The 21,965-nt window shown below is 70.0% G+C and carries 25 protein-coding genes, 1 tRNA gene and 1 riboswitch; of the genes, 8 read left to right on the top strand and 18 right to left on the bottom strand.

Translation table 11 applies throughout. The annotated features are described in order from the left end of the window. Nucleotides 1-48: 48 nt before the first annotated feature. The 3 genes from ACWD4B_RS14770 to ACWD4B_RS14760 all read right to left on the bottom strand — a co-directional run bounded on the left by ACWD4B_RS14770 (nucleotide 49) and on the right by ACWD4B_RS14760 (nucleotide 1,213). Nucleotides 49-369: a DMT family transporter gene (locus ACWD4B_RS14770; protein ID WP_451421075.1), complete on the bottom strand. Its 321-nt coding sequence runs from the start codon at nucleotides 367-369 to the stop codon at nucleotides 49-51. A gap of 34 nt (nucleotides 370-403) precedes the next feature. Next, nucleotides 404-472: riboswitch (guanidine-III (ykkC-III) riboswitch) on the bottom strand. Then, entirely contained in the window at nucleotides 470-772 is a 303-nt protein-coding gene (locus ACWD4B_RS14765) for a GroES family chaperonin (protein WP_171086153.1), read from the bottom strand. Its footprint overlaps the riboswitch before it by 3 nt. Before the next feature lie 120 nt (nucleotides 773-892). Next, nucleotides 893-1,213, bottom strand: coding sequence for a DUF3618 domain-containing protein (locus tag ACWD4B_RS14760; RefSeq protein ID WP_336413265.1), 321 nt, complete (start codon nucleotides 1,211-1,213; stop codon nucleotides 893-895). Between the two features lie 149 nt (nucleotides 1,214-1,362). On the opposite strand from ACWD4B_RS14760, the gene bcp reads away from it, so the two are divergent. Then, the gene (bcp, locus tag ACWD4B_RS14755) at nucleotides 1,363-1,830 is read left to right on the top strand and encodes a thioredoxin-dependent thiol peroxidase (protein WP_451421074.1); all 468 of its coding nucleotides are present in this window, start codon (nucleotides 1,363-1,365) and stop codon (nucleotides 1,828-1,830) included. 4 nt (nucleotides 1,831-1,834) lie between these two features. On the opposite strand, the gene ACWD4B_RS14750 is transcribed toward bcp, so the two are convergent. Continuing rightward, nucleotides 1,835-3,115, bottom strand: a complete 1,281-nt coding sequence (locus ACWD4B_RS14750; RefSeq protein WP_451421073.1) for a sensor histidine kinase — start codon at nucleotides 3,113-3,115, stop codon at nucleotides 1,835-1,837. Beyond that, nucleotides 3,115-3,642: a hypothetical protein gene (locus ACWD4B_RS14745; protein WP_451421072.1), complete on the bottom strand. Its 528-nt coding sequence runs from the start codon at nucleotides 3,640-3,642 to the stop codon at nucleotides 3,115-3,117. The genes ACWD4B_RS14750 and ACWD4B_RS14745 overlap by 1 nt, the downstream gene beginning before the upstream one ends. Nucleotides 3,643-3,829: 187 nt before the next feature. Here ACWD4B_RS14745 and ACWD4B_RS14740 point away from each other — a divergent pair, with 187 nt between their 5' ends. The 3 genes from ACWD4B_RS14740 (at nucleotide 3,830) to ACWD4B_RS14730 (ending at nucleotide 5,410) form a co-directional block, all read left to right on the top strand. Then, nucleotides 3,830-4,459, top strand: a complete 630-nt coding sequence (locus ACWD4B_RS14740; RefSeq protein ID WP_451421071.1) for an HNH endonuclease signature motif containing protein — start codon at nucleotides 3,830-3,832, stop codon at nucleotides 4,457-4,459. Further along, nucleotides 4,456-5,313, top strand: a complete 858-nt coding sequence (locus tag ACWD4B_RS14735; RefSeq protein WP_451421070.1) for an HNH endonuclease signature motif containing protein — start codon at nucleotides 4,456-4,458, stop codon at nucleotides 5,311-5,313. Before ACWD4B_RS14740 ends, ACWD4B_RS14735 begins: the two co-directional genes overlap by 4 nt. 22 nt (nucleotides 5,314-5,335) lie before the next feature. Next, nucleotides 5,336-5,410: transfer RNA gene (locus tag ACWD4B_RS14730), tRNA-Leu, on the top strand. Nucleotides 5,411-5,454: 44 nt separating this feature from the next. Here ACWD4B_RS14730 and rdgB read toward each other — a convergent pair. The 3 genes from rdgB to ACWD4B_RS14715 all read right to left on the bottom strand — a co-directional run bounded on the left by rdgB (nucleotide 5,455) and on the right by ACWD4B_RS14715 (nucleotide 7,125). Next, nucleotides 5,455-6,057: an RdgB/HAM1 family non-canonical purine NTP pyrophosphatase gene (gene rdgB, locus ACWD4B_RS14725; RefSeq protein ID WP_451421069.1), complete on the bottom strand. Its 603-nt coding sequence runs from the start codon at nucleotides 6,055-6,057 to the stop codon at nucleotides 5,455-5,457. Nucleotides 6,058-6,078: 21 nt separating this feature from the next. Next, a complete protein-coding gene (rph, locus tag ACWD4B_RS14720; RefSeq protein WP_336413260.1) occupies nucleotides 6,079-6,810 on the bottom strand; it encodes a ribonuclease PH in 732 nt (243 codons plus the stop codon). 81 nt (nucleotides 6,811-6,891) lie between these two features. Next, nucleotides 6,892-7,125, bottom strand: coding sequence for a glucose PTS transporter subunit EIIB (locus tag ACWD4B_RS14715; RefSeq protein ID WP_029381653.1), 234 nt, complete (start codon nucleotides 7,123-7,125; stop codon nucleotides 6,892-6,894). Nucleotides 7,126-7,326: 201 nt separating this feature from the next. On the opposite strand from ACWD4B_RS14715, the gene ACWD4B_RS14710 reads away from it, so the two are divergent. Continuing rightward, nucleotides 7,327-8,649 (top strand): PTS transporter subunit EIIC, encoded by a 1,323-nt coding sequence (locus ACWD4B_RS14710; protein ID WP_451421068.1) that lies wholly within the window; start codon nucleotides 7,327-7,329, stop codon nucleotides 8,647-8,649. A 208-nt stretch (nucleotides 8,650-8,857) separates the two neighbouring features. Further along, on the top strand, nucleotides 8,858-10,276 hold the full coding sequence (locus ACWD4B_RS14705; protein WP_451421067.1) for a PTS transporter subunit EIIC: 1,419 nt from the start codon (nucleotides 8,858-8,860) through the stop codon (nucleotides 10,274-10,276). Between the two features lie 229 nt (nucleotides 10,277-10,505). Here ACWD4B_RS14705 and ACWD4B_RS14700 read toward each other — a convergent pair whose 3' ends face one another. The 8 genes from ACWD4B_RS14700 to clpS form a co-directional block, all read right to left on the bottom strand. Then, on the bottom strand, nucleotides 10,506-11,258 hold the full coding sequence (locus ACWD4B_RS14700) for an MBL fold metallo-hydrolase (RefSeq protein ID WP_451421066.1): 753 nt from the start codon (nucleotides 11,256-11,258) through the stop codon (nucleotides 10,506-10,508). Nucleotides 11,259-11,600: 342 nt separating this feature from the next. Further along, nucleotides 11,601-11,720: an eL43 family ribosomal protein gene (locus tag ACWD4B_RS14695; protein WP_171086123.1), complete on the bottom strand. Its 120-nt coding sequence runs from the start codon at nucleotides 11,718-11,720 to the stop codon at nucleotides 11,601-11,603. A 107-nt stretch (nucleotides 11,721-11,827) separates the two neighbouring features. Beyond that, nucleotides 11,828-12,778: a PLP-dependent cysteine synthase family protein gene (locus ACWD4B_RS14690; RefSeq protein ID WP_451421065.1), complete on the bottom strand. Its 951-nt coding sequence runs from the start codon at nucleotides 12,776-12,778 to the stop codon at nucleotides 11,828-11,830. Nucleotides 12,779-12,788: 10 nt separating this feature from the next. After that, nucleotides 12,789-13,070, bottom strand: coding sequence for a MoaD/ThiS family protein (locus ACWD4B_RS14685; protein WP_451421064.1), 282 nt, complete (start codon nucleotides 13,068-13,070; stop codon nucleotides 12,789-12,791). A gap of 111 nt (nucleotides 13,071-13,181) precedes the next feature. After that, nucleotides 13,182-13,622 (bottom strand): Mov34/MPN/PAD-1 family protein, encoded by a 441-nt coding sequence (locus tag ACWD4B_RS14680; protein ID WP_451421063.1) that lies wholly within the window; start codon nucleotides 13,620-13,622, stop codon nucleotides 13,182-13,184. Nucleotides 13,623-13,688: 66 nt separating this feature from the next. Beyond that, a complete protein-coding gene (locus tag ACWD4B_RS14675; protein ID WP_451421062.1) occupies nucleotides 13,689-15,158 on the bottom strand; it encodes an amino acid permease in 1,470 nt (489 codons plus the stop codon). A 311-nt stretch (nucleotides 15,159-15,469) separates the two neighbouring features. Then, nucleotides 15,470-16,063 carry a DUF2017 domain-containing protein gene (locus ACWD4B_RS14670; RefSeq protein WP_451421061.1) on the bottom strand — a complete coding sequence of 198 codons (594 nt, stop codon included), beginning with the start codon at nucleotides 16,061-16,063 and terminating at the stop codon, nucleotides 15,470-15,472. Next, entirely contained in the window at nucleotides 16,063-16,374 is a 312-nt protein-coding gene (gene clpS, locus ACWD4B_RS14665) for an ATP-dependent Clp protease adapter ClpS (protein WP_336413249.1), read from the bottom strand. Before clpS ends, ACWD4B_RS14670 begins: the two co-directional genes overlap by 1 nt. 107 nt (nucleotides 16,375-16,481) lie before the next feature. On the opposite strand from clpS, the gene ACWD4B_RS14660 reads away from it, so the two are divergent. Together ACWD4B_RS14660 and ACWD4B_RS14655 are read left to right on the top strand one after the other, a co-directional pair. Next, nucleotides 16,482-17,813, top strand: a complete 1,332-nt coding sequence (locus tag ACWD4B_RS14660; RefSeq protein WP_451421060.1) for a nicotinate phosphoribosyltransferase — start codon at nucleotides 16,482-16,484, stop codon at nucleotides 17,811-17,813. Between the two features lie 323 nt (nucleotides 17,814-18,136). Beyond that, nucleotides 18,137-18,724 carry an isochorismatase family protein gene (locus ACWD4B_RS14655; protein WP_451421059.1) on the top strand — a complete coding sequence of 196 codons (588 nt, stop codon included), beginning with the start codon at nucleotides 18,137-18,139 and terminating at the stop codon, nucleotides 18,722-18,724. 87 nt (nucleotides 18,725-18,811) lie between these two features. On the opposite strand, the gene ACWD4B_RS14650 is transcribed toward ACWD4B_RS14655, so the two are convergent. Then, on the bottom strand, nucleotides 18,812-19,132 hold the full coding sequence (locus ACWD4B_RS14650) for a hypothetical protein (RefSeq protein WP_336413246.1): 321 nt from the start codon (nucleotides 19,130-19,132) through the stop codon (nucleotides 18,812-18,814). A gap of 113 nt (nucleotides 19,133-19,245) precedes the next feature. Next, nucleotides 19,246-21,657 (bottom strand): immune inhibitor A domain-containing protein, encoded by a 2,412-nt coding sequence (locus tag ACWD4B_RS14645; protein ID WP_451421058.1) that lies wholly within the window; start codon nucleotides 21,655-21,657, stop codon nucleotides 19,246-19,248. Nucleotides 21,658-21,965: the final 308 nt, after the last annotated feature.

Genomic DNA, 21,965 nt, shown 5'->3' with positions numbered 1-21,965 from the left:
GGGCGCGGGGAACTGCGCGACAAGCCACAGCGCACCCGCACCGGAAGGTCAGTGCCCCGACGTCGCCTTCAAGCCGACAACGGCCACCAACAGCAGGCCAATGAAAACGCATCGCGCGAGCGAAACCGGCTCACCCAATACCGCCATGCCGAGCGCAGCGGCCCCGGCTGCGCCGATGCCGACCCAGACGCCGTAGGCCGTGCCGATGGGGAGGGATCGGGCCGCCTGCGCCAGCAACAGCATGCTGGCCGCGATACCGGCCACGGTGAAGACGCTCGGCCACAGCCGCGTGAAGCCTTCGGTGTACTTCATTCCGATCGACCAGCCGACCTCGAGCAGGCCGGCGACGACAAGCAGGACCCATGCCATGACGTGGCACCTCCGATGGAAAACGGTTTCCAGGGGTGCGTCGTCTTGTCCTGACCCGGTACGGCGCGTCTCGTCGGGTTGCCGTCCAGGGTACAGGCGACTACAGGTACAGGCCCGTGGAGTCCTCCGAGCCCTCCAGCCGCTCCGCGGCCACCGCGTGCAGATCGCGCTCGCGCATCAGAACGTAGGCGATGCCGCGCACCTCGACCTCGGCGCGGTCCTCCGGGTCGTAGAGCACCCGGTCGCCCGGCTCAACCGTGCGCACGCTCTGGCCGACCGCGACGACCTCGGCCCAGGCCAGGCGGCGGCCCACCGCCGCCGTCGCCGGAATGACGATGCCGCCGGTGGACCGGCGCTCGCCCTCGGGGATGTCCGTCCTGACCAGAACGCGGTCGTGGAGCATCCGGATGGGCAGCTTGTCGTGGGTGGTATTCGTCCTCACCCCAAGACCGTACCTGTCCGCGCGGGGTGCGAAGGCCTCAGGCCCGGGATCCCGCCCGGAACCCGGCCCGGAACCGGGGCTTCAGTCCTTGTGGCGCCGCGAGGACACCGCCAGCAGGCCCACGACGCCCACGGCCAGCATCGCCGCCGGAACGATCCGCTCCAGCCGGGGCACGCCCTCCTCCGTGACGAACCGCGAGCGCACCTCGGAGACCAGACGGTTCGCCGCCACGTACGCGCGGCCCGCGGTCTGGTCCACCTTGGAGGCGACCTTGGCCCTGGCGTCCCCGATGATCGTGCTCGGGTGCACCCGCACCCCGATCTCGTCGAGCGTCACGGCGAGCTCCTCCCGCCTGCGGGCGATGTCCGCCTCGATCTGCGCAGGGGTCCTGGCGTCCGGCACCGGGCTGCCTCCGTCTCCGTCATGAAGAGTGATGAATGCTGATGACCAGTCTGTCAGCTTCCCCGGCCCCGTGCCCCGCGGCACCCCCGATCGGCGGGCTGGCTAGTCTCGGGACCGTCAGCCCCCGCACACTCCCAGGAGAGCCAGCCATGAGCGAGCGACTTCAGCCCGGCGACACCGCCCCGGCCTTCACCCTGCCCGACGCGGACGGCCGGGAGGTCTCGCTCGCCGACCACAAGGGCCGCAAGGTCATCGTCTACTTCTACCCCGCCGCCCTCACCCCCGGCTGCACCAAGCAGGCCTGCGACTTCACCGACAACCTGGAGTTCCTGGCCGGCCACGGCTACGACGTCATCGGCGTCTCGCCCGACAAGCCGGAGAAGCTCGCGAAGTTCCGCGAGAAGGAGGAGCTGAAGGTCACGCTGGTCGGCGACCCGGAGAAGAAGGTCCTGGAGGCGTACGGCGCCTTCGGCGAGAAGAAGCTGTACGGCAAGACGGTCACCGGGGTCATCCGCTCGACCGTGATCGTCGACGAGGAGGGCAAGGTCGAGCGCGCCCTCTACAACGTCAAGGCCACCGGCCACGTCGCCAAGATCATCAAGGACCTGGGGCTGTAAACCCTCAAGCCCCCGCGCTGCTGCCCGCGCCCCGGAGGACCGGGCGGTCCTCCTCCGGCACGTCCTCGGCCTCCGGCAGGTCGAGGACGGCCAGCGCGCCCCCGCCCTCGGCCGCGCCGAACGTCAGCCGGGCCCCCAGCACCGCCGCCTGGCCCACCGCGATCGTCAGCCCCAGGCCGTGGCCCGTGCCGCGCTCGGGCGCCGCCGTGCGGAAGCGGCGCGGCCCCCGGTCGACCAGGCCCGGCGGAAAGCCGTCGCCGTGGTCGCGCACCGTGATCCGGGTGCCCTGCACCGTCACCTCGATCGGCGGACGGCCGTGCTTGGCCGCGTTGGCCAGGATGTTGACCAGGATCCGCTCCACCCGGCGGGCGTCCGTCGCCACGATCCGGCCCTCGCCGACCGCATCGACGGCCACGTCGGACACCCCGCGCTGACCCTGCGCCCGCTTGACGATCCCGCGCACCAGCGACGGCAGCTCCACCGCGTCCAGCTGGGCGCTCTCCGCCCCGGCGTCCAGCCGGGAGACCTCCAGCAGGTCCTCCACCAGCGCCCGCATCGTCTGCGCGCGCTCGCGCACCATCTCCACCGCCCGCGGGTGCGGCAGCAGTTCGGCCGAGGCCACCAGCCCCGCCACCGGGGTGCGCAGCTCGTGCGCCACGTCCGCGGTGAACCCGCGCTCGGCCTCCACCCGCGCCGCCAGGGACGTCGCCATGTGGTGCACCGAGCGCCCCAGTTCCGCGACCTCGTCCCGGCCGCCGGTCAGCAGCGCGTCCGCGTCCTGCGACTCGCCCGCCGCGATCCGCCGCGCCGCGGCGGCGCTCAGCCGCAGCCGGCGCGAGAGGCTCTGCGCCACGAACAGCGCGACCACGGCCATCAGCGCCACCGTCACCGCACCGGCCACGATCAGGGTCTGGTCCAGCGACCGCTGCAGCGGGTCCCGGGCCGGGTACGAGGCCGAGACCGACAGCAGCTTGCCGTCGCCGACACCCGTCGCCGCCCACACCCGCGGGTCGCCGCCGCCGCTGATGTACGTCTTCGGCTTGCCCCGGGCCACCGCCTGCGCGAGCGGCGCCGGCACCCGCGAGTCGTCCAACTGCGCGCCGAGCACCAGCGTTCCGTCCCGCTGATAGACCTGCAGCGCCGAACTCAGCAGCCCGTCCTGGTACTCCCGGGCCTGCTTGTCGCGCTCCAGCCCGGAGATGTGGTGCACCGCGACACCCAGCACCACGACGGCCAGCGCGGTGACGAAGGAGATCGCCAGTGCGATCCGTCCACGAATACCCATCACGCGATCGTGAACACCTTGTGCGCCTCGCCGGTCGGGGTGGCGCCCGTGTACGTGACCTCGAGCGCGGTGAACGCCATCGTCCCGTCCACCCGCTTGGGCCCGGTCAGCCGCAGCCGCGCCGGGAACGACGTCCGCGCAGCCCCGCCCGCCCCGCTCGACACCTGCACCACACCGTTGCCGGTCGCCTCGCCCGTTCCGTACTCGTCCCAGGTGATGCCGCTGGCGACCTGGCCGGAGCTCGCACAGTCCAAGGTGATGATCTTCGGCTCCAGCACCGGTGTCCCGCCGCCGCAGTCCCGCACTCCCGGCAGCTCACCGGCGGCCGACTCGTCGACCTCCACCTGCACCTCCTGCGTGCTGAACGCCCGCTGCGCCGCGGCCGTGCGGGGCGCTTCGCCCATCACACTCCCGCGATCGGTGGCACACGCCAGCCACACCCCGCCGGCCCCGAGCACGACCACGCCCAGAACGAGCGCCAGCACGCTGCGCGTACTGGCCCAACGGCGCGCGGCACGGTCGGTCATCGGCTCTCTTCCTCGCGTACGGGCGGGCGTTCGTCCCACGGGCTGTCCCCGTTCCTGCTCTGAGGGACGGAGAAATGAGGGCGTGCGTTCCCTTCGCACATATCAGGTTCCTGTGAATCGGCGGGGATCCGAGGGCGTAACCGATCGGGAGTTCGGTCGTTGGTGTGTGCGAGGGGAACGGGGGATCATGCCGGTCAGGTACACGCACGAATTGCTCGCCGAAGCAGCACGCGCCACGACGTCGTACGACGAGGCAGTGCGCTGGTGCGGTGGCAGACCCACACCGGGCAGTCGGGCCTACATCCGCAAGCGGATGACGGCGTCGGGGATCGACACGTCGCACTTCACGACGGCCCGGGTTCGCCACACCGAGAACACCCTTCGTGAAGCGGTCGCGATGTCGGGCAGCGTGGCTGAGGTCGTCCGCCGCCTCGGCATCAGTCCGGTGGGCGGTAATCAGGCGCACATCGGACGGCGGATCGCCGCCCTGGGCATCGACACCTCGCACTTCCCGGCCGCACGACGGGCCCCACGGGCGAAGGTGCCCATCGAGAACCGGCTCGTCCTGGGGGCGCCGTCCGACGGCCGCGTCCCCGGCGAGCGGCTGCGCAGGGCACTGGTGCGGGCGGGCGTCCCGGAGCGGTGTGCCGTATGCGGCACCGGTGCGGTGTGGAACGGCAAGCCCTTGCGCCTGGAGGTCGACCACGTCAACGGCAGGTGGTGGGACAACCGCCCGGCCAATCTCCGGCTGCTCTGCCCCAACTGCCACTCGATCACGGACACATACCGCGGCCGCAAGCGCCGGACGGCAGCATGACCAGGCCGCCGTACACGCGCGAGCTCCTGCACCGGACGGCTACCGTCTCGACGAGCCTCGTCGACATGATGCGCAGGCTGGGCGTCCCCCTGAGCAGTGGGCCGCGCAGGTACCTCTGCAGCCGCCTGGAGCACTACGGCATCGCCACGGAACACTTCGCGGACGAGCCCCTGCCCGTACGCGAGCGGCGCTCGTACTCCCGAGAGGCCCTGGCACAAGCCGCAGCCCGCAGTCACAGCGTCCGGCAGATGCTCGAGTACCTCGGCGTTCCTCCCTACGACAGCGCGTACAGCCATCTGTGGAAGCGGCTGGAGGCATTCGGGATCGACACCTCCCACTTCGGGACCAGACGCGGCACCGGGCAAGGAGTGCCGATCCCGCGCGAGCAACTGGAAGCAGCCGTCGGCGGGTCGCACAGCCTGGCAGGGGTACTGCGCGCTCTGGGGCTACCGGACGGCGGCGCAGCCCGCACCGCGGTCCAGCGGAGTCTCGCAGCGCACGGGATCTCCACAGCCCATTTCACCGGCCGGGGTCATCAGCGCGGACGGCCCTCTCCCCGGCGTCGGTCCGCGGCCGACATCCTCCGGCTGCTGGAACCGGGCTCGCCCCGCACGAAGACAACTCTGCTGCGTAGGGCGCTGGATGAGAGCGGCATGGTTCACGTCTGTGGCGCATGCGGCCTCGGCGACAGCTGGCAGGGCAGGCGGCTCGTGCTGGAGATAGATCACGTCAACGGCGACCGGCTCGACAACAGGATCGGGAACCTGCGCTACCTGTGCCCGTCCTGCCATAGCCAGACCCTGACCTTTTCCCGCTGTTCCGGTGCCAAGAGGCCCTGGCCGGCGAGCCCGTGATGCGCAGTACAGTAAGCACGTTGGGCCCGTACCCCAGCAGGCTAGAGGGCGCCGGTTTAGGTCCGGTGTGTCGTGGGTTCGAGTCCCACCGGGCTCACAGCAATGGCGTGGCACTCTCCGAGTGCCACGCCATCCGCATACTCAGCCCAACAACTCCCGCACCACCGGCACCAGCCCCCGGAAGGCCTCGCCACGGTGGCTGATCGCGTTCTTCTCGTCCGGCGTCAACTCGGCGCAGGTGCGCGTCTCCCCGAGGGGCTGGAGGATCGGGTCGTAGCCGAAGCCGCCCGAGCCGGACGGGGTGTGGCGGAGGGTGCCGCGGAGGCGGCCCTCGACGACGCGTTCGGTGCCGTCGGGGAGGGCCAGGGCGGCTGCACAGGCGAAGTGGGCGCCGCGGTGGCCGTCGGCGATGTCGGCGAGCTGGGCCAGCAGGAGGTCCAGGTTGGCCTTGTCGTCGCCATGGCGGCCCGCCCAGCGGGCGGAGAAGATGCCGGGGGCGCCGTTCAGGACGTCGACGCAGAGGCCGGAGTCGTCGGCGACCGCGGGGAGGCCGGTGGCCCGGGCCAGGGCGTGGGCCTTGAGGAGGGCGTTCTCGGCGAAGGTGACGCCGGTCTCCTTGACGTCGGGCACCTCGGGATAGGCGTCGGCGCCGACGAGTTCGACGTCGAGGCCGGCCCCGGCGAGGATCGCGCGGAGCTCGGTGACCTTGTTGGCGTTGCGGGTGGCCAGGATCAGGCGCTGCACGGTTCTTGCTTCTCCCGGGTCTCAGAGGGTGCGGGCGAGGGCCTCGCGCTGGGCCTTGTCCAGTTCGGCGCAGCCGGTGACGGCCAGGTCGAGGAGGGCGTTCAGCTCCGTGCGGTCGAAGGGCTGGGCCTCGGCGGTGCCCTGGACCTCGACGAAGCGGCCGTCGCCGGTGCAGACGACGTTCATGTCGGTCTCGGCGCGCACGTCCTCCTCGTAGCAGAGGTCGAGGAGCGGGACGCCGTCGACGATGCCGACGCTGACGGCGGAGACGGTGCCGGTCAGGGGCTGCCGGCCGTGCTTGACGAGCTTCTTCTGCTGGGCCCAGGCGACGGCGTCGGCCAAGGCCACGTAGGCGCCGGTGATGGCGGCGGTGCGGGTGCCGCCGTCGGCCTGGAGGACGTCGCAGTCGAGGACGATGGTGTTCTCGCCGAGGGCCTTGTAGTCGATGACGGCGCGCAGCGAGCGGCCGATGAGGCGGGAGATCTCGTGGGTGCGGCCGCCGATCTTGCCGCGGACGGACTCGCGGTCGCCGCGGGTGTTGGTGGAGCGGGGCAGCATCGAGTACTCGGCGGTGACCCATCCTTCGCCGCTGCCCTTGCGCCAGCGCGGGACGCCCTCGGTGACGGAGGCGGTGCAGAACACCTTGGTGTCGCCGAAGGAGACGAGGACGGAGCCCTCGGCGTGCTTGCTCCAACCGCGCTGGATGGTCACGGGGCGGAGCTGGTCGGGGGTGCGGCCGTCGATGCGAGACATGGTGACGAGCCTATCCGCAACACGAAGGGCCCCGTTCCGGTCCGTTCCGGTGCGGGGCCCTGCGCGGAGGAGCTCAGTGGCTCACATCATGTCTTCGATCTCGGCGGCGATGGGGTCCGCGTCGGTGCCGATGACGACCTGGATGGCGGTGCCCATCTTGACGACACCGTGGGCACCGGCGGCCTTGAGGGCGGCCTCGTCGACGAGGGAGGCGTCGGCGACCTCGGTGCGGAGGCGGGTGATGCAGCCCTCGACCTCTTCGATGTTGTCGATCCCGCCGAGACCGGCGACGATCTTCTCAGCCTTGCTGGCCATGTGCACTCCTGGTTGTCTCGGCCGGAACCGGACGGTATCGCCGGTCGGCTTTCACACGGTAACCCACGTTCAGCCCAACTATGCGGGCGTTCGTCCGCCATCTGACGAAAGATGGCCACCACCCGGCAGTGCGTTCCGGGAGGCCGTCGCGCACGTGCCCGCCGAGTGGTCTACACCAGTATGCCAGCCGGGAGGACGCGGATGACCTCGGAAGCAGCGGCGGCCCCCCGGCCGGCCAGGAAGCACCTGCACTCCCTCTTCCAGGGCCTGCAGAAGATGGGCCGGAGCCTGCAACTGCCCATCGCCGTACTGCCGGCCGCCGGCATCCTCAACCGGCTCGGCCAGCCGGACGTCTTCGGCAAGGACGGCCTGGGCTGGACGGACGTCGCCAAGGTGATGGCGGGCGCGGGCGGGGCGCTGCTGGACTCCTCGCTGGGGCTGCCGCTGCTGTTCGCGGTGGGTGTGGCGATCGGCATGGCGAAGAAGGCGGACGGCTCGACGGCCCTGGCGGCGGTGGCGGGCTTCCTCGTCTACTACGCGGTGCTGCACCAGTTCCCGCAGAACTGCCCGGGCGGTCACCGCTTCACGGGGCTGGGGCTGCTCGGCGGGGTGTGCATCGCCCCGGACGGCACGGCGGGCGCAGCCGCGTACCAGAACCCGGGTGTCTTCGGCGGCATCGTGATGGGCTACATGACGGCCAAGCTCTGGGAGCGCTACCACCGGGTGCGGCTGGTGGACTGGCTGGGCTTCTTCAACGGGCGCCGGCTGGTGCCGATCATCATGGCCTTCGTGGCGATCGTCTTCGCGGCGCTGTGCCTGTGGATCTGGCCGCCGGTGGGGCGCGGCCTGACGAGCTTCAGCAAGTGGCTGGTGGATCTGAGCTCCCTCGGTTCCGGCATCTTCGGCGTGGCCAACCGCGCCCTGCTGGTGATCGGTCTGCACCAGTTCCTGAACGTCTTCGTGTGGTTCCAGTTCGGCGACTACACCAAGCCGGACGGCACGGTGGTGCACGGCGACATCAACCGTTTCCTGGCGGGCGACCCGCACGCGGGCCAGTTCACCTCGGGGTTCTTCCCGATCATGATGTTCGCGCTGCCGGCGGCGGCCCTGGCGATCGCGCACTGCGCCAGGCCGGCCCACCGCAAGGCGGTGAGCGGCATGATGCTCTCGGTGGGCCTGACCTCGCTCGTCACGGGCATCACCGAGCCCATCGAGTACTCCTTCCTCTTCATCGCCCCGCTGTTGTACGTGGCGCACGCCCTGCTCACGGGCGTCTCGATGGCGGTCACCTGGGAGCTGGGCGTGCACGACGGCTTCAGCTTCTCGGCGGGCCTGATCGACTACGTGATCAACTGGAGCCTGGCGACCCGGCCTTGGCTGATCATTCCGATCGGCCTGTGCTTCGCGGTCGTCTACTACGCACTCTTCCGGTTCGCCATCACCCGGTTCGACATCCCGACGCCGGGACGGGAGCCGGAGGACGAGGTCGCGGAGAGCTTCGAGGACGCGGCGGTGAAGCCGTAAGTTCAACGCGGCGTAAGAACGTCGTAACGCTGCGCCGCTCTTGATCAACTAGATTTGGGGGTGGTGCGCATGTGGTCCAGGCCACCTGGAAGCATGGATTCCTTTATGCCCGCTTCACGTGCTACAACAGGTCTAAACCACTGAGTGGTGTAGACCATAAGCGGGCCGTCCCCTTCCCCCGAGCGCCCGCCTCACTTGGAGGAATCCGATGAGCAGGCCCAGGTCGAAGGCGACCAGGAAGCCCTCCGGGCAGCAGAAGAAGCGGCCGGTCCCGGCCCAGAAGAAGTCCGGCGGCGCCGCGGCGGCCCAGCAGGCCGAAACCGCGAAGGCGTCGGCGAGCACCGCGACCGCGGTTGCCGAGAAGCCCGCCGAGAAGCCCGCCAAGGCCGAGAAGAAGGCCACTCCCGCCAAGAAGCCGTGGTCCGGCGTGCTGCAGGGCCTGCAGAAGATCGGCCGCAGCCTGCAGCTGCCCATCGCCGTGCTGCCCGCCGCCGGCATCCTGCTGCGCCTCGGCCAGAAGGACGTCTTCGGCAAGGAGGGCCTCCACTGGGACAAGGTCGCCGACGTCTTCTCCACCGCCGGTGGCGCGATCTTCGACAACCTGCCGATGCTCTTCTGCATCGGTGTCGCGATCGGCTTCGCCAAGAAGGCCGACGGCTCCACCGCGCTGGCCGCCCTCGTCGGCTTCCTCGTCTACAGCAACGTGCTGAAGGCGTTCCCGGTCCACGAGGCCTTCGTGAAGAACGGCGAGTACACAGCCGCCGTCTACAACAACCCCGGTGTCCTCGGCGGCATCATCATGGGTCTGCTCGCCGCCGTGCTGTGGCAGCGATACCACCGCACCCGACTGGTGGACTGGCTCGGCTTCTTCAACGGCCGCCGCCTGGTGCCGATCATCATGGCCTTCGTCGGCACCCTCGTGGGCGTCTTCTTCGGCCTGGTCTGGGAGCCGATCGGCAACGCCATCAGCGACTTCGGCACGTGGATGACGGGCCTGGGTGCCATCGGCGCCGGTCTGTTCGGTCTGGTCAACCGCGGTCTGATCCCGATCGGCATGCACCAGTTCGTCAACACCGTCTCCTGGTTCCAGCTCGGTGACTTCACCGACGCCACGGGCAAGGTCGTCCACGGTGACATCAACCGGTTCTTCGCCGGCGACCCGAGCGCCGGACAGTTCATGTCGGGCTTCTTCCCGATCATGATGTTCGGCCTGCCGGCCGCCGCGCTCGCCATCGCGCACTCCGCCCGCCCCGAGCGCCGCAAGGCCGTCCTGGGCATGATGGTCTCGCTCGCGCTGACCTCGTTCGTCACCGGCATCACCGAGCCGATCGAGTTCGCGTTCATGTTCATCGCGCCGCTGCTGTACGCGGTGCACGCGGTGCTGACCGCCGTCTCCATGGCCGTCACCTGGGCGCTGGGCGTGCACGCCGGCTTCACCTTCTCCGCCGGCTTCATCGACTACGCGCTGAACTGGAACCTGGCCACCAAGCCGTGGATGATCATCCCGATCGGCCTGGTCTTCGCGGCGATCTACTACGTGGTGTTCCGCTTCGCGATCACCAAGTTCAACCTCCCCACCCCGGGCCGCGAGCCCGAGGAGGAGATCGAGGACCTCACCAAGGCGTAAGCCCTGTCGGCGACTCAGAAGGGCCCCGGAACCGTTGGCGGTTCCGGGGCCCTTCCCCATGTCCGGCGGATCTTCGCGCCCTGTAAGGGGCGCGGGGAACTGCGCGACCAGCCACGATGCGCCCGCAGATGACGTGTTGCCCCCGGGGCGGTGCGTCGGCTGCGGGCCGGCTGTGGCTGATCGCGCAGTTCCCCGCGCCCCTGACGGGGCGCACCCGACGGGGTGCGTCCTAGACCTCGTACACCGCACCCGCCTGTGCCAGTTCCGCCGGCCCGTCGTAGACGGACCTGGCGTCGCGCAGGTTCGTCAACGGGTCGGTCCACGGCGGGATGTGGGTGAGGACCAGGCGGCCGACGCCCGCGCGGGCCGCGCACTCGCCGGCCTCCCGGCCGTTGAGGTGGAGGTCGGGGATGTCCTCCTTGCCGTGCGTGAAGGAGGCCTCGCACAGCAGCAGGTCGGCGCCTGCGGAGAGTTCGTCCAGGGCGGCGCAGGGGCCGGTGTCGCCGGAGTAGACCAGGGACGCCCCGTTGTGCTCGACGCGGAAGGCGTAGGCCTCGACGGGGTGGCGGACCAGGGCCGTACGGACCGTCAGGGGGCCCAGGGCGAAGGTGCCGGGGCGCAGGGTGCGGAAGTCGAAGACCTCGCTCATGCAGGCCTCGTCGGGCACGTCGCCGTAGGCCGTGACCAGCCGCTGCTCGGTGCCCTGCGGGCCGTGGACGGGGATCGGCCTGGCGCGGCCGCCGTCGTGGCGGTAGTAGCGGGCGACGAAGTAGCCGCACATGTCGATGCAGTGGTCGGGGTGGAGGTGCGACAGAAGCACGGCGTCGAGGTCGTAGAGACCGGTGTGGCGCTGGAGCTCCCCGAGGGCGCCGTTGCCCATGTCGAGCAGCAGCCGGTAGCCGTCGGCCTCCACGAGATAGCTCGAACAGGCCGATTCCGTGGACGGGAACGACCCCGAGCATCCGACGACGGTGAGCTTCATGCGGGCCTGAACCTCCGTGGGCCGGTGACGGGGGGCCATGCGGTGCAGTCGAGCCTAGGACGGGAGCGGTGCAACCGCTCCTCGGCGGCGGGGTGGTGTGGCTGGAATCACCAGGACGGCCGTCCGGCACGGCGCCCGGTGCACCGAAGGCCCCGCCCGCGCTACAGGGGGGAGCGCGGGCGGGGCCACGGGAGCGGAGAAGGCTGCGGCTACAGGGGCTTGTGCTGCTCGGCGCGGTCCAGCGTGTCCATGAAGCGCTGGAAGCGCTCGGCCGACTCCTTGCTGCCGGCCGTCACCGTGAACACCTCGGGCGACATGAAGGCCGCGAGGCGTTCACGCGTCTCAGGGGCGAGCGCATCCCACGCTGCCCGGTCCAGCCGTGACTGCGCCGCAGTTTCCGCACTGCCAGTTTCCATTGTTGAGTTGCCTCGTGTCCGAAGATCCACATGCGGGACAGGTCATGTGCGTCTCCTACGTGATGATGTCAGCCGCCTGCCAACATCGGTAGTAGCAGTTCACCCGTGCACAGTTCTGTTTTTTACCGACCGGAGCGGACACCGGGACAGGCCCTAGGCCCAGAGCTGGCCGTGCAGCGCGGCCACCGCCTCCTCGGTCGTCGCGGCCGTGTAGACCCCGGTGGAGAGGTACTTCCAGCCGCCGTCGGCCACGACGAAGGCGATGTCCGCCCGTTCCCCGGCCCGGACCGCCTTGCGCGCGACGCCGAGGGCCGCGTGCAGCACGGCGCCGGTCGAGACGCCCGCGAAGATGCCTTCCTCGGCGAGGAGTTCGCGGGTGCGGCGCACCGCGTCCTCGGAGCCGACGGAGAAGCGCGTGGTGAGCACGGAGGCGTCGTAGAGCTCGGGGACGAAGCCCTCGTCGAGGTTGCGCAGCCCGTAGACCAGGTCGTCGTAGCGCGGTTCGGCGGCGACGATCTGCACGCCGGGGACGTGCTCGCGCAGGTAGCGGCCGACGCCCATGAGGGTGCCGGTGGTGCCGAGTCCGGCGACGAAGTGGGTGATCTCCGGGAGGTCGGCGAGGATCTCCGGGCCCGTGCCGGCGTAGTGGGCACCGGCGTTGTCGGGGTTGCCGTACTGGTAGAGCATCACCCAGTCCGGGTGCTGCGCGGCGAGCTCCTTGGCCACGCGCACGGCCGTGTTGGAGCCCCCGGCGGCGGGCGAGGGGATGATCTCCGCGCCCCACATGGCGAGCAGCTGGCGCCGCTCCTCGCTGGTGTTCTCGGGCATCACGCACACCATGCGGTAGCCCTTGAGCCTGGCGGCCATGGCGAGGGAGATGCCGGTGTTGCCGGAGGTGGGCTCGAGGATGGTGCAGCCGGGGGTCAGCCGGCCGGCCTTCTCGGCCTGCTCGATCATGTGCAGCGCGGGCCGGTCCTTGACGGAGCCGGTGGGGTTGCGGTCCTCCAGCTTGGCCCAGATCCGCACGGATGCCGAGGGGGACAGCCGGGGCAGGCCGACGAGCGGGGTGTTGCCGACGGCCGCCAGGGGGCTCTCGTAGCGCATGGGGCGCCGCTCAGACCATTCCGCCGGCGACCGCCGGGAGGATGGTGACGCTGTCGCCGTCGCCGAGCGGGGTGGCGAGGCCCTCCAGGAAGCGGACGTCCTCGTCGTTGAGGTAGACGTTGACGAAGCGGCGCAGTGCGCCCTTCTCGTCGACCAGGCGCTCACGGATGCCCGCGTGGCGGCTGTCGAGGTCCTTGAACAGCTCGTCGAGCGTGGCGCCGCCGCCCTCGACGGCCTTGGCGCCGTCGGTGTACGTGCGGAGAATGGTCGGGATACGGACCTCGATGGCCATGGTGTGCTCCTGTCGGAGTGCAGTGCAGTGCGGGATGGGGCACGTGGGGCGATCGTATCGACACCCTGTGCGTCCGCCGGAAGCATGTACCGGCATCCGGACACAACGGTCTTACTGCGTGGTCACATTCCCGTACGCGGCGACGATCTCGACGTCCTCCTCGGTGACTTCGCCGTCCACGATGCGGAACGAGCGGAACTGGAAGGGGCCGGAGCCGTCGGTGTCCGCGGTGGAGACGAGGACGTAGTGCGCGCCGGGCTCGTTGGCGTAGGAGATGTCGGTGCGGGACGGGTGGGCCTCGGTGGCCGTGTGGGAGTGGTAGATGATCACCGGCTCCTCGTCGCGGTCGTCCATCTCCCGGTACAGCTTGAGGAGATCGCCCGAGTCGAACTCGTAGAAGGTGGGCGAGCGGGCCGCGTTGAGCATCGGGACGAACCGCTCGGGCCGGCCGCTGCCGACGGGGCCGGCGACCACGCCGCACGCCTCGTCGGGGTGGTCGGCGCGGGCGTGGGCGACGATCCGGTCGTGGAGGTCCTGGGTGATGGTCAGCATGCGGCCAAGAATAGGCAGGGGGCCCGCCGGTACGGCGGGCCCCCTGCAGGAGCGAGAGGCTGCGGATCAGGCGGCCGCCTCGACCTCCGGGACGGGGGTCGGGTGCGGCTTGCGGGCGAAGGCCTCGGGGTTGCGCTTCTTGAGCACCACGTACGAGACCCACATGATCGCGGCCCAGACCGGGGCGCAGTACAGCGAGATCCGGGCGTCCTTGTCGATGCCCATCAGCACGAACACCATGCCGATGAAGAGCAGGCCGAAGAGGCTGGTCCACGGGGCACCCGGGGCCTTGAACTCCGACTGCGGCACGACGCCGGCGTCGGCCAGCTTCCGGTAGCGCAGGTGGGACGCGAGGATCATGACCCAGGCCCACAGGCCGGAGATGGTGGCAAAGGAGACGACGTAGTCGAACGCCTGGCCGGGCCACTGGTAGTTGATCCACACGCCGACCAGCATCAGCGCGGCCGAGATGGTGGTCCCGCGCAGCGGCAGGCCCTTCTTGCTCAACTGGCCGAAGAACTTCGGGCCCTGGCCGTTGAGCGAGAGGTCCCGCAGCATGCGGCCGGTGGAGTACATGCCGGAGTTGCAGGACGACAGCGCCGCGGTGAGCACCACGAAGTTGACGATGCCGGCACCCGCCGGGAGACCGATCATCTGGAACGCCTCGACGAACGGGCTGACGCCCGGCTTGAAGACGGTCCAGCTGACGACGGACAGGATGATCAGGAGCGCACCGAGGTAGAAGAGCGCGATGCGCCAGGGCACGGTGTTGATGGCCTGGGGCAGGGTCTTCTTCGGGTCCTTGGCCTCGCCGGCGGTGACACCGACCAGCTCGACGGCCATGAACGCGAACATCACCAGGTGCAGGGTCATCAGCGTGCCGCCGATGCCGTGCGGGAAGAATCCGCCGTCGGCCCACAGGTGGCTGACGGAGGCCGTCTTGCCGGCGTTGGAGAAGCCCAGGGTGAGGACGCCGATGCCGATCAGGATCATGCCCATGATGGCGGTGACCTTGACCATGGAGAACCAGAACTCCAGCTCACCGAAGAGCTTCACGGAGATCAGGTTGGCGAAGTAGAGGACGACGGTGAAGCCGAGGGCCGAGACCCATTGGGGAATGGACTTGTCCCAGTACTGGACATAGGTGGCCGCGGCGGTGACCTCGGTCATGCCGGTGACGACCCAGAACAGCCAGTACGTCCAGCCCGTCACATAGCCCCAGAAGGGACCGAGGAATTCGCGGGCGTACTCCGAGAAGGAGCCCGACACGGGGCGGTACATGAGCAGCTCGCCGAGCGCTCGCATGATGAAGAAGATGACGAGGCCGGCAATGGCATAACCCAGGATCAGGCTCGGACCGGCCTTGGATATGGCCTTGCCCGCTCCGAGGAACAATCCCGTGCCGATGGCGCCACCAATGGCGATCATCTGGATCTGCCGGTTGCCCAGCCCCCGCTGGTAACCCTCGGAAGCTTCCGTTCCGCTTCCGTTCTCGTCCCGCACTGCGGTAGGGGACGCGACCTGCTCAGAGGTCATGGTGGTGCGCCTTTCGCTCCATACCGATCCGGTTGCTCCGGATCGGGTTCCGATCCCCCCGGATGGAGTCCTGCGAGTACCGACGGTCGGTCGGCCAGCGCTCCCGCCGTGACATGGGTGGCGTCACGGAGGCAGGTCGGCAAGATGTATCACGATGTAACAAGGAGATCAGTGGGGCCGGTATGGCGCACGCCACACAAAAAGCAGGACAAAGGTCACAGCCGCCGGCAAAAGCCGTCGCGACGGTGATTCGATCGTTATCCGGTTTTGAGCGTTCGCTGAGCGAACACCGCCGCTGCGGCCCGGTCGGCTCAGTGGGTCAGCGACTCGACGAGTGTTTCCTGCAGCCCTCCGAGCCACAGATAGGCCATCACCATCGGCTTGCGCGGATCCTCGTCCGGCAGCCCGAGCAGGGCCTCGCCGTCGTCCTCGTCGGTGACCTCCAGCCGGGTCCCGATCGTCAGGCGGAGATCGTTGAGCGCGCACAGCCACCGCGTGCAGTCCTCCGGCGACAGGCGCAGCACCGCGCCGCGGTCGCCGGCCACGGTCAGCCCGTCGAGGGAGCGCACCATCGCGAGGGCGTCGTCGCGCTTGCGGGCGCGCAGGTCGTTCTCGGTGTAGCGGCGGAACTCGGACGCGTACGCGCGCTCCTGCCGATCCTGGTCGGCGCCGGGCGTGCCGTAGGCGTCGGGGAAGAGCCGGGCGAGCGCGGGGTCGGACGGCGGCTCGCTCGGGCCCTCGGCGAAGAGCCGGGCCAGCGGGTCGGCGGCGTCCGGGCCCTCGGTCTCCCCCGGTCCGATCAGTTCCAGCAGTTGGACGGCCAGGCTGCGCAGGATGGAGATCTCGACCTCGTCCAGGGCCACGGCGGCCCCGCCGCCGGGCAGCGGCTCGAAGTGCCCCGCCATCAACGGTCCTGCGACAGCGTCGCCCAGAGCCCGTAGCCGTGCATCGCCTGCACGTCGCGCTCCATCTCCTCACGGCTCCCGCTGGAGACCGCGGCACGGCCCTTGTGGTGGACGTCGAGCATCAGATTGCGGGCCTTGTCCTTGGAGTAGCCGAAGTAGGCCTGGAAGACATACGTCACATAACTCATGAGGTTGACGGGGTCGTTGTGGACCAGGGTCACCCAGGGGACGTCTGGTTCGGTCACCGCGAAGGGGGACTCGCCCGTCTCGGGCCGTTCGATCTCGACCGGTGCAACACTCACGGTTCCCATGCTGCCACTCGCGGGCGGCCGATGCACAAAGGGGTCCCGGTGCGGGGGCCGTGCTTTCGATCACTGAAATCGTCAAAGTGACGAGTATCGGGGGTAGCATCTGAGCCATGAATGCTGCGGACTTGAGGCTGCCGGTGGACGTGCCCTCGACGGCCCTCTTCACCGACCGCTACGAGCTCACGATGGTGCAGGCGGCGCTCCGGGCCGGCACCGCCGACCGGCGCTCGGTCTTCGAGGTCTTCACCCGCCGCCTGCCGCACGGGCGCCGCTACGGCGTCGTCGGGGGCATCGGCCGCGTCCTGGACGCCGTCGAGAACTTCCGCTTCGACCGCGGCGTGCTGGACTTCCTCGCCGACCAGCAGATCGTCGACGAGCCCACGCTCGCCTGGCTGGCCGACTACCGCTTCCGCGGCGACATCTGGGGCTACCCCGAGGGCGAGATCTACTTCCCGGGCTCGCCGATCATGCGGGTCGAGGGCACCTTCGCCGAGGCCGTGCTGCTGGAGACGGTCGTCCTGTCGATCCTCAACCACGACTCGGCGGTCGCCGCGGCCGCCTCCCGGATGGCCGTGGCCGCCGGGGACCGGCCGCTGATCGAGATGGGCGCCCGGCGCACCCACGAGCTGGCCGCCGTCGCCGCCGCGCGCGCCGCCTTCGTGGGCGGCTTCAGCTCCACCTCGGACCTGGCGGCCGGCTTCCGCTACAACATCCCCACCGTCGGCACCAGCGCCCACGCCTTCACCCTGCTGCACGACAACGAGCGGGACGCCTTCACCGCCCAGGTCGCCTCGCTCGGCGGCACGACGACGCTGCTGGTCGACACCTACGACGTCACCGAGGCCGTGAAGATGGCCGTCGAGGTCGCCGGGCCGCAGCTGGGCGCGGTGCGCATCGACTCCGGGGACCTGCTGCTGCTCGCCCACCGGGTGCGCCAGCAGCTCGACGACCTGGGCGCGAAGGACACCAGGATCGTGGTCACCAGCGACCTGGACGAGTACGCCATCGCCTCGCTGGCCGCCGCGCCCGTGGACGCGTACGGCGTGGGCACCCAGCTGGTCACCGGCAGCGGGCATCCCACGTGCTCGATGGTCTACAAGCTGGTCGCCCGCGCGGACTCCTCCGGCGAGGACGCCCCGCTGCGGCCCGTGGCCAAGAAGTCGATGGGCGGCAAGACCTCCATCGGCGGCCGCAAGTGGGCCGCGCGCCGGGTGGACGCGGACGGGGTGGCCGAGGCGGAGGTCGTCGGCACGGGCGAGGTCCCCGCCGGGCTCGCGGACCGGCAGCTGCTGGTGGAGCTGGTCCGCCAGGGCGAGGTCGTCGCCCGGGAGCCGCTGGCCGCGGCCCGCGAACGGCACGTCCGGGCCCGGGCCGGGCTGCCGCTGTCGGCGACGCAGCTCTCCCGCGGCGAACCGGTGCTGCCGACCGAGTACCTCGGCTAGGGCGTGTCCGATGGGTCAGTGCGGGCCCTGCGGCGTCTGGTGCGGTGCATCGCAAGGCGGAGCATCGCCCGCGTACTGGACGTACTCGGGTGATGCGACAACGCGGCGAGGTGCCGTACCAGGCGTCGCAGGGTCTGTGCTGACCCATCGGACACGCCCTAGGGCCCCCAGGGGCGGCAACGCGGGCGCGTGAGCCCCCGTTGTTCCCCTGCGCCGTCCGTTCCCCCTCGCACACCGAAAACCGAGTCACTACCCTCGGTCACATCGAGCTGATCTGTTGTTCGACCGTTCGACCGACGGCCCTCCCCCAAAGGATCTGCACCATGAACCGTGCACTGATCATCGTCGACGTGCAGAACGACTTCTGCGAGGGCGGCAGCCTCGCGGTGACCGGCGGCTCCGACGTGGCCGCGGCCATAACCGACCACGTGGCCGAGACGGCCGGGATATACGAACACGTCGTCGCGACGCGTGACCACCACGTGGACCCCGGCGAGCACTTCTCGGCACACCCCGACTTCGAGCACTCCTGGCCCGCGCACTGCGTGGCGGGCACGGAAGGCAGCGGGTTCCACCCGAACTTCGCGCCCGTCATCACCTCCGGGGCGATAGACACGGTCTTCGACAAGGGCGCGTACGCAGCGGCGTACAGCGGCTTCGAGGGAACGGACGAGAACGGGGAGCCGCTGGAGCGGTGGCTCCGCGAGCGCGGGGTGACCGAGGTGGACGTGGTCGGCATCGCCACGGACCACTGCATACGGGCCACAGCGCTGGACGCGGTGCGGTGCGGCTTCGCCACGCACGTGCTGCTGGACCTGACGGCCGGGGTCGCCCCCGAGACGACCCAGCGGGCGCTGGAGGAGATGCGGGACGCGGGCGTGGAGCTGAGCGGCAAACCGATCGTGGGGTGACAGGGGCTTCGCCCCAGGCCCCTTGGTCCGTCGGCTGCGGGCCGACTGTGGCTGGTCGCGCAGTTCCCCGCGCCCCTTACGGGGCGCTCACCCCGTGCGCCGCAACAACGTGGCGATCGGATGCCACGACTCCGTGTCGTCGTCCGGCGCCGCGCGCCACACGATGCCCTCCGGGTGGTGCAGCACCGCCGTTATCTCGTCCGGTGTGGGCGGCTCCGTGTTGCCCCGCAGGTACACCGCGCGCAGCCCCAGGTTGCGCAGGCGCGTCAGGGCGCGGGCGCGGTTGGCCGCGCGGACCAGGACGCGCACGCGCGCGCCCGGCGCCACGCTGCCGCCGGGCGGGCCCGGCAGGGACAGGGCCACGACCACGCTGCTGTCCGGGAGCCTTGCGAAGCCTCCGCCTGCCATCGCCCGCCTCACCTCTCCGCCGGTAAGACCATCACGAGAGCATCATGGGCACGATGGCCGCCGCCCGCCAGAGGGCGAGGCGGCGGCCGGTTACCGAGCGGTCGCTCCGACGGCTACTTCGCCGAGGGGCCCACCTGGAGGAGCATCCAGGAGCCGCCCGGCGCCTGTGCCTGGATCCGGATGCGGGTGTTGGTGTCGGTCAGGCGCACCCCGCCCGTGGGGTTCGCCGGGTCGTAGTAGGTGTTCCTGTGGTCATCGAAGACCGGAACGCCCGGCTTGGCCTTGACCTTGGCGGCCACGCCGTTGGAGTGCACCGTGTAGCCGGCGGCGGGGAGCCGGCTGAAGGTGGAGTCGTAGGCCTGGAAGCGGTTGCGCATCAGCGAACCGTCCGCCCACTTCTCGGCCTTGGGGTGGGCGTCGACCGGCAGGATGCGGCCGGAGCCGGGGTGGACGCCGACGTTGTTGTCCGTCTGCGAGGTGTCCCACAGCCAGACCAACAGGCCGTTCTGGTACGGGTAGTGCTCCACCCAGCCCGGCTTGCCGTCCTTCCAGCCGAAGTTGTACGGGCCGGTCTTCAGGGTCCGGTCGTAGGAGACGTACTGGCGGTTCTCGGCGATGTAGTACTGCGGGTACTCCTTGGTGAAGGAGGCGCCGATGCGCGAGAAGCCCTTGGCGGTCCAGCCGTTGTCGTCGCCCTCTGCGTTGTCCGAGAAGACGGTCCGGCCGTCCGCGGTGAGCGCGATCGCGTCCGCCGTGAAGCCCTTGCCGGAGGTGCCGCCGTCGGTGGCGTAGCGGAACCGGAGGTCGACCTTCTTCCCCGCGTACGCGTCGAGCGGGAAGGCCAGCTTCCGGTACGCGCCCGAAGTGCCCGTCAGTGCCGGGCGGTTGCCGCCGTCACGAGTGATCGCCTTGCCGTCGGCCGTGCCGTCGAGCGGCGTCCAGTTCGCGCCGCCGTCCGTGGAGACCTCGGTGTAGAGGAAGTCGTAGTTCTCCTCGATGTCCCACCAGCCGGAGAGGTCCAGCGACGCCTTGGCGGCGCCGGTGAGGTCCACGGTCCGGGTCAGGGTGTTCTTCAGGCCGTCGCCCTGGCCCGACCACCACTGCCTGGTGCCCTCGGCCGGCTCGACCACGTCGGTGGTGACCTTCTTGGCGGGCAGGTCGACCAGCAGCGCCTGCTTGTCCTTGGTGTTGTACTCGGCCACACCCAGCTTGTGCGTCGACTTCGTCGCGGCCTTGGCCTTGTCGTAGTTGAGCCAGCCGAGCTGGAGCTTGTCCCAGGCGCTCATGTCGCCGGGCAGGTCGCCGATGGTGTCCTTGCCGTTGCCGAGCCAGGAGCCCGAGGACATCAACGACCAGTAGGCGACGGAGGACTCACCGGTTCCGGTGGTGTCGTACTCGTCGGGCAGGCCCAGGTCGTGGCCGTACTCGTGGGCGAAGACGCCGAGTCCGCCGTTCTCCGGCTGCATCGTGTAGTCGCCGACCCAGAAGCCGGTGTCGCCGATCTCGGTGCCGCCCGCCTTGTTGAAGGACGGGCCGGTCTTGCCGGCGTCGGAGCCGTAGGCGTACCAACGGTGCGCCCAGATGGCGTCCTTGCCCTGCGCGCCGCCGCCCGCGGACTCGTCCTCGCCGGCGTGGACGATCTGGAAGTGGTCGATGTAGCCGTCGGGCTCGTTGAAGTTGCCGTTGTGGTTGTAGTCGTTGCGGTCCCACTGGTCGTACTGGGCCAGGGTGGCCTTGATGTCCGCGTCGCTGCGGCCGGCGGCCTTCTGGTCCGACACCCACTGGTTCACCGCGTCGCGCACGAGGTCCCAGGCGTTGGCGCAGTTGGTGCTGCCGCAGTAGTTGGAGCCGTAGCGGGCCTCGTTCCAGGGCACGCGCACCCAGTCGCTGACGACGCCGTCGACCGAGTAACGGCCGGAGGACTGCTTCTCGTAGTACTTGGCCAGGGACTCCTTGTTCTTGTCGTGCGAGAAGTAGAGATCCTGGTAGTGCTGCTTGTCGAAGTCCTTCTGCCAGGCCGTGCTGTTGTCCTTCGCACGGTCCGGCTTCGGTATCCGGTTGTGGGCCGGGCCGGGCGTGCCGCCGTACTTCTTGACGGGCGGCTTGGGGCCGTCGGGCCCGTCCGGGTCGTACGTGGTGGTGTCGTCGACCTTGTCGCCGAAGTCGACGAGGATGGTGAAGATCTTGTCGGTCTTCTGCCGGGCGAGCTCGACGTACTTGCCCTTGCCGAGCTGGACGACCGTGGACGGGCCGCGCTTCTCGGCCTTGGCGTCGCCGGAGATCATCTGCTCCAGCGCGGACTTGCGCTGGTCGGCCTGCTTCTTCGAGTAGGGGCCCTTGAGGTCGTGCTCCGCACCGCGCTGGACCTGCGCGGGGTCGTGGCGTTCGACGGCTGCGGGCGAGGGCGAGTCGGTCGGGCTCGCGGCCCAGGCCGTCCCCGTGGTCAGGGTGGCCGCGCCGAGTGCAGCGGTCACCGTGGCCACGGCGGCGGCGGCTCTGAAGCCCCTCCGTTGGCTGCTGTTCACTTGTGAGTGTCCTCCCCAGTAAGAACTGTGGAGGTATTTGACCGGAGTGACGCAAGAAAAGACAGATCTTGACTGAGGCAGTCAACCCCAGTACGTTATGCGGACTTTAAGTTTCGGATAAAGGATGGGGCAAGACCGTCCCTGCTCCCCCTCGGCGCGCAACGGGCGCGCATCGACGCCCCATTGATGCCCCCAATGCATCCACACGCCCCCTACGCCCTGCCACCGTGGGTTAGGTCACGCTTACTGCTGGTTCCCCTCGGGCAGTCAGGACCGTAGAGTCGGACTTGCTGTCCCCTGTCTGCCGA

The sequence above is a fragment of the Streptomyces sp. NPDC002536 genome (assembly GCF_053594995.1).
The sequence above is the reverse complement of the archived record's forward strand: the minus strand, read 5'-3'. Positions and strand labels throughout refer to the sequence as shown.

Coding starts and splice junctions, on each gene's coding strand:
- ACWD4B_RS14770 (WP_451421075.1), bottom strand. CDS start 369: ATGGCATGGGTCCTGCTTGTCGTCGCCGGCCTGCTCGAGGTCGGCTGG.
- ACWD4B_RS14765 (WP_171086153.1), bottom strand. CDS start 772: ATGCTCCACGACCGCGTTCTGGTCAGGACGGACATCCCCGAGGGCGAG.
- bcp (WP_451421074.1), top strand. CDS start 1,363: ATGAGCGAGCGACTTCAGCCCGGCGACACCGCCCCGGCCTTCACCCTG.
- ACWD4B_RS14750 (WP_451421073.1), bottom strand. CDS start 3,115: ATGGGTATTCGTGGACGGATCGCACTGGCGATCTCCTTCGTCACCGCG.
- ACWD4B_RS14745 (WP_451421072.1), bottom strand. CDS start 3,642: ATGACCGACCGTGCCGCGCGCCGTTGGGCCAGTACGCGCAGCGTGCTG.
- ACWD4B_RS14740 (WP_451421071.1), top strand. CDS start 3,830: ATGCCGGTCAGGTACACGCACGAATTGCTCGCCGAAGCAGCACGCGCC.
- ACWD4B_RS14735 (WP_451421070.1), top strand. CDS start 4,456: ATGACCAGGCCGCCGTACACGCGCGAGCTCCTGCACCGGACGGCTACC.
- rph (WP_336413260.1), bottom strand. CDS start 6,810: ATGTCTCGCATCGACGGCCGCACCCCCGACCAGCTCCGCCCCGTGACC.
- ACWD4B_RS14715 (WP_029381653.1), bottom strand. CDS start 7,125: ATGGCCAGCAAGGCTGAGAAGATCGTCGCCGGTCTCGGCGGGATCGAC.
- ACWD4B_RS14710 (WP_451421068.1), top strand. CDS start 7,327: ATGACCTCGGAAGCAGCGGCGGCCCCCCGGCCGGCCAGGAAGCACCTG.
- ACWD4B_RS14705 (WP_451421067.1), top strand. CDS start 8,858: ATGAGCAGGCCCAGGTCGAAGGCGACCAGGAAGCCCTCCGGGCAGCAG.
- ACWD4B_RS14700 (WP_451421066.1), bottom strand. CDS start 11,258: ATGAAGCTCACCGTCGTCGGATGCTCGGGGTCGTTCCCGTCCACGGAA.
- ACWD4B_RS14695 (WP_171086123.1), bottom strand. CDS start 11,720: ATGACCTGTCCCGCATGTGGATCTTCGGACACGAGGCAACTCAACAAT.
- ACWD4B_RS14690 (WP_451421065.1), bottom strand. CDS start 12,778: ATGCGCTACGAGAGCCCCCTGGCGGCCGTCGGCAACACCCCGCTCGTC.
- ACWD4B_RS14685 (WP_451421064.1), bottom strand. CDS start 13,070: ATGGCCATCGAGGTCCGTATCCCGACCATTCTCCGCACGTACACCGAC.
- ACWD4B_RS14680 (WP_451421063.1), bottom strand. CDS start 13,622: ATGCTGACCATCACCCAGGACCTCCACGACCGGATCGTCGCCCACGCC.
- ACWD4B_RS14675 (WP_451421062.1), bottom strand. CDS start 15,158: ATGACCTCTGAGCAGGTCGCGTCCCCTACCGCAGTGCGGGACGAGAAC.
- ACWD4B_RS14670 (WP_451421061.1), bottom strand. CDS start 16,063: ATGGCGGGGCACTTCGAGCCGCTGCCCGGCGGCGGGGCCGCCGTGGCC.
- clpS (WP_336413249.1), bottom strand. CDS start 16,374: ATGGGAACCGTGAGTGTTGCACCGGTCGAGATCGAACGGCCCGAGACG.
- ACWD4B_RS14660 (WP_451421060.1), top strand. CDS start 16,482: ATGAATGCTGCGGACTTGAGGCTGCCGGTGGACGTGCCCTCGACGGCC.
- ACWD4B_RS14655 (WP_451421059.1), top strand. CDS start 18,137: ATGAACCGTGCACTGATCATCGTCGACGTGCAGAACGACTTCTGCGAG.
- ACWD4B_RS14650 (WP_336413246.1), bottom strand. CDS start 19,132: ATGGCAGGCGGAGGCTTCGCAAGGCTCCCGGACAGCAGCGTGGTCGTG.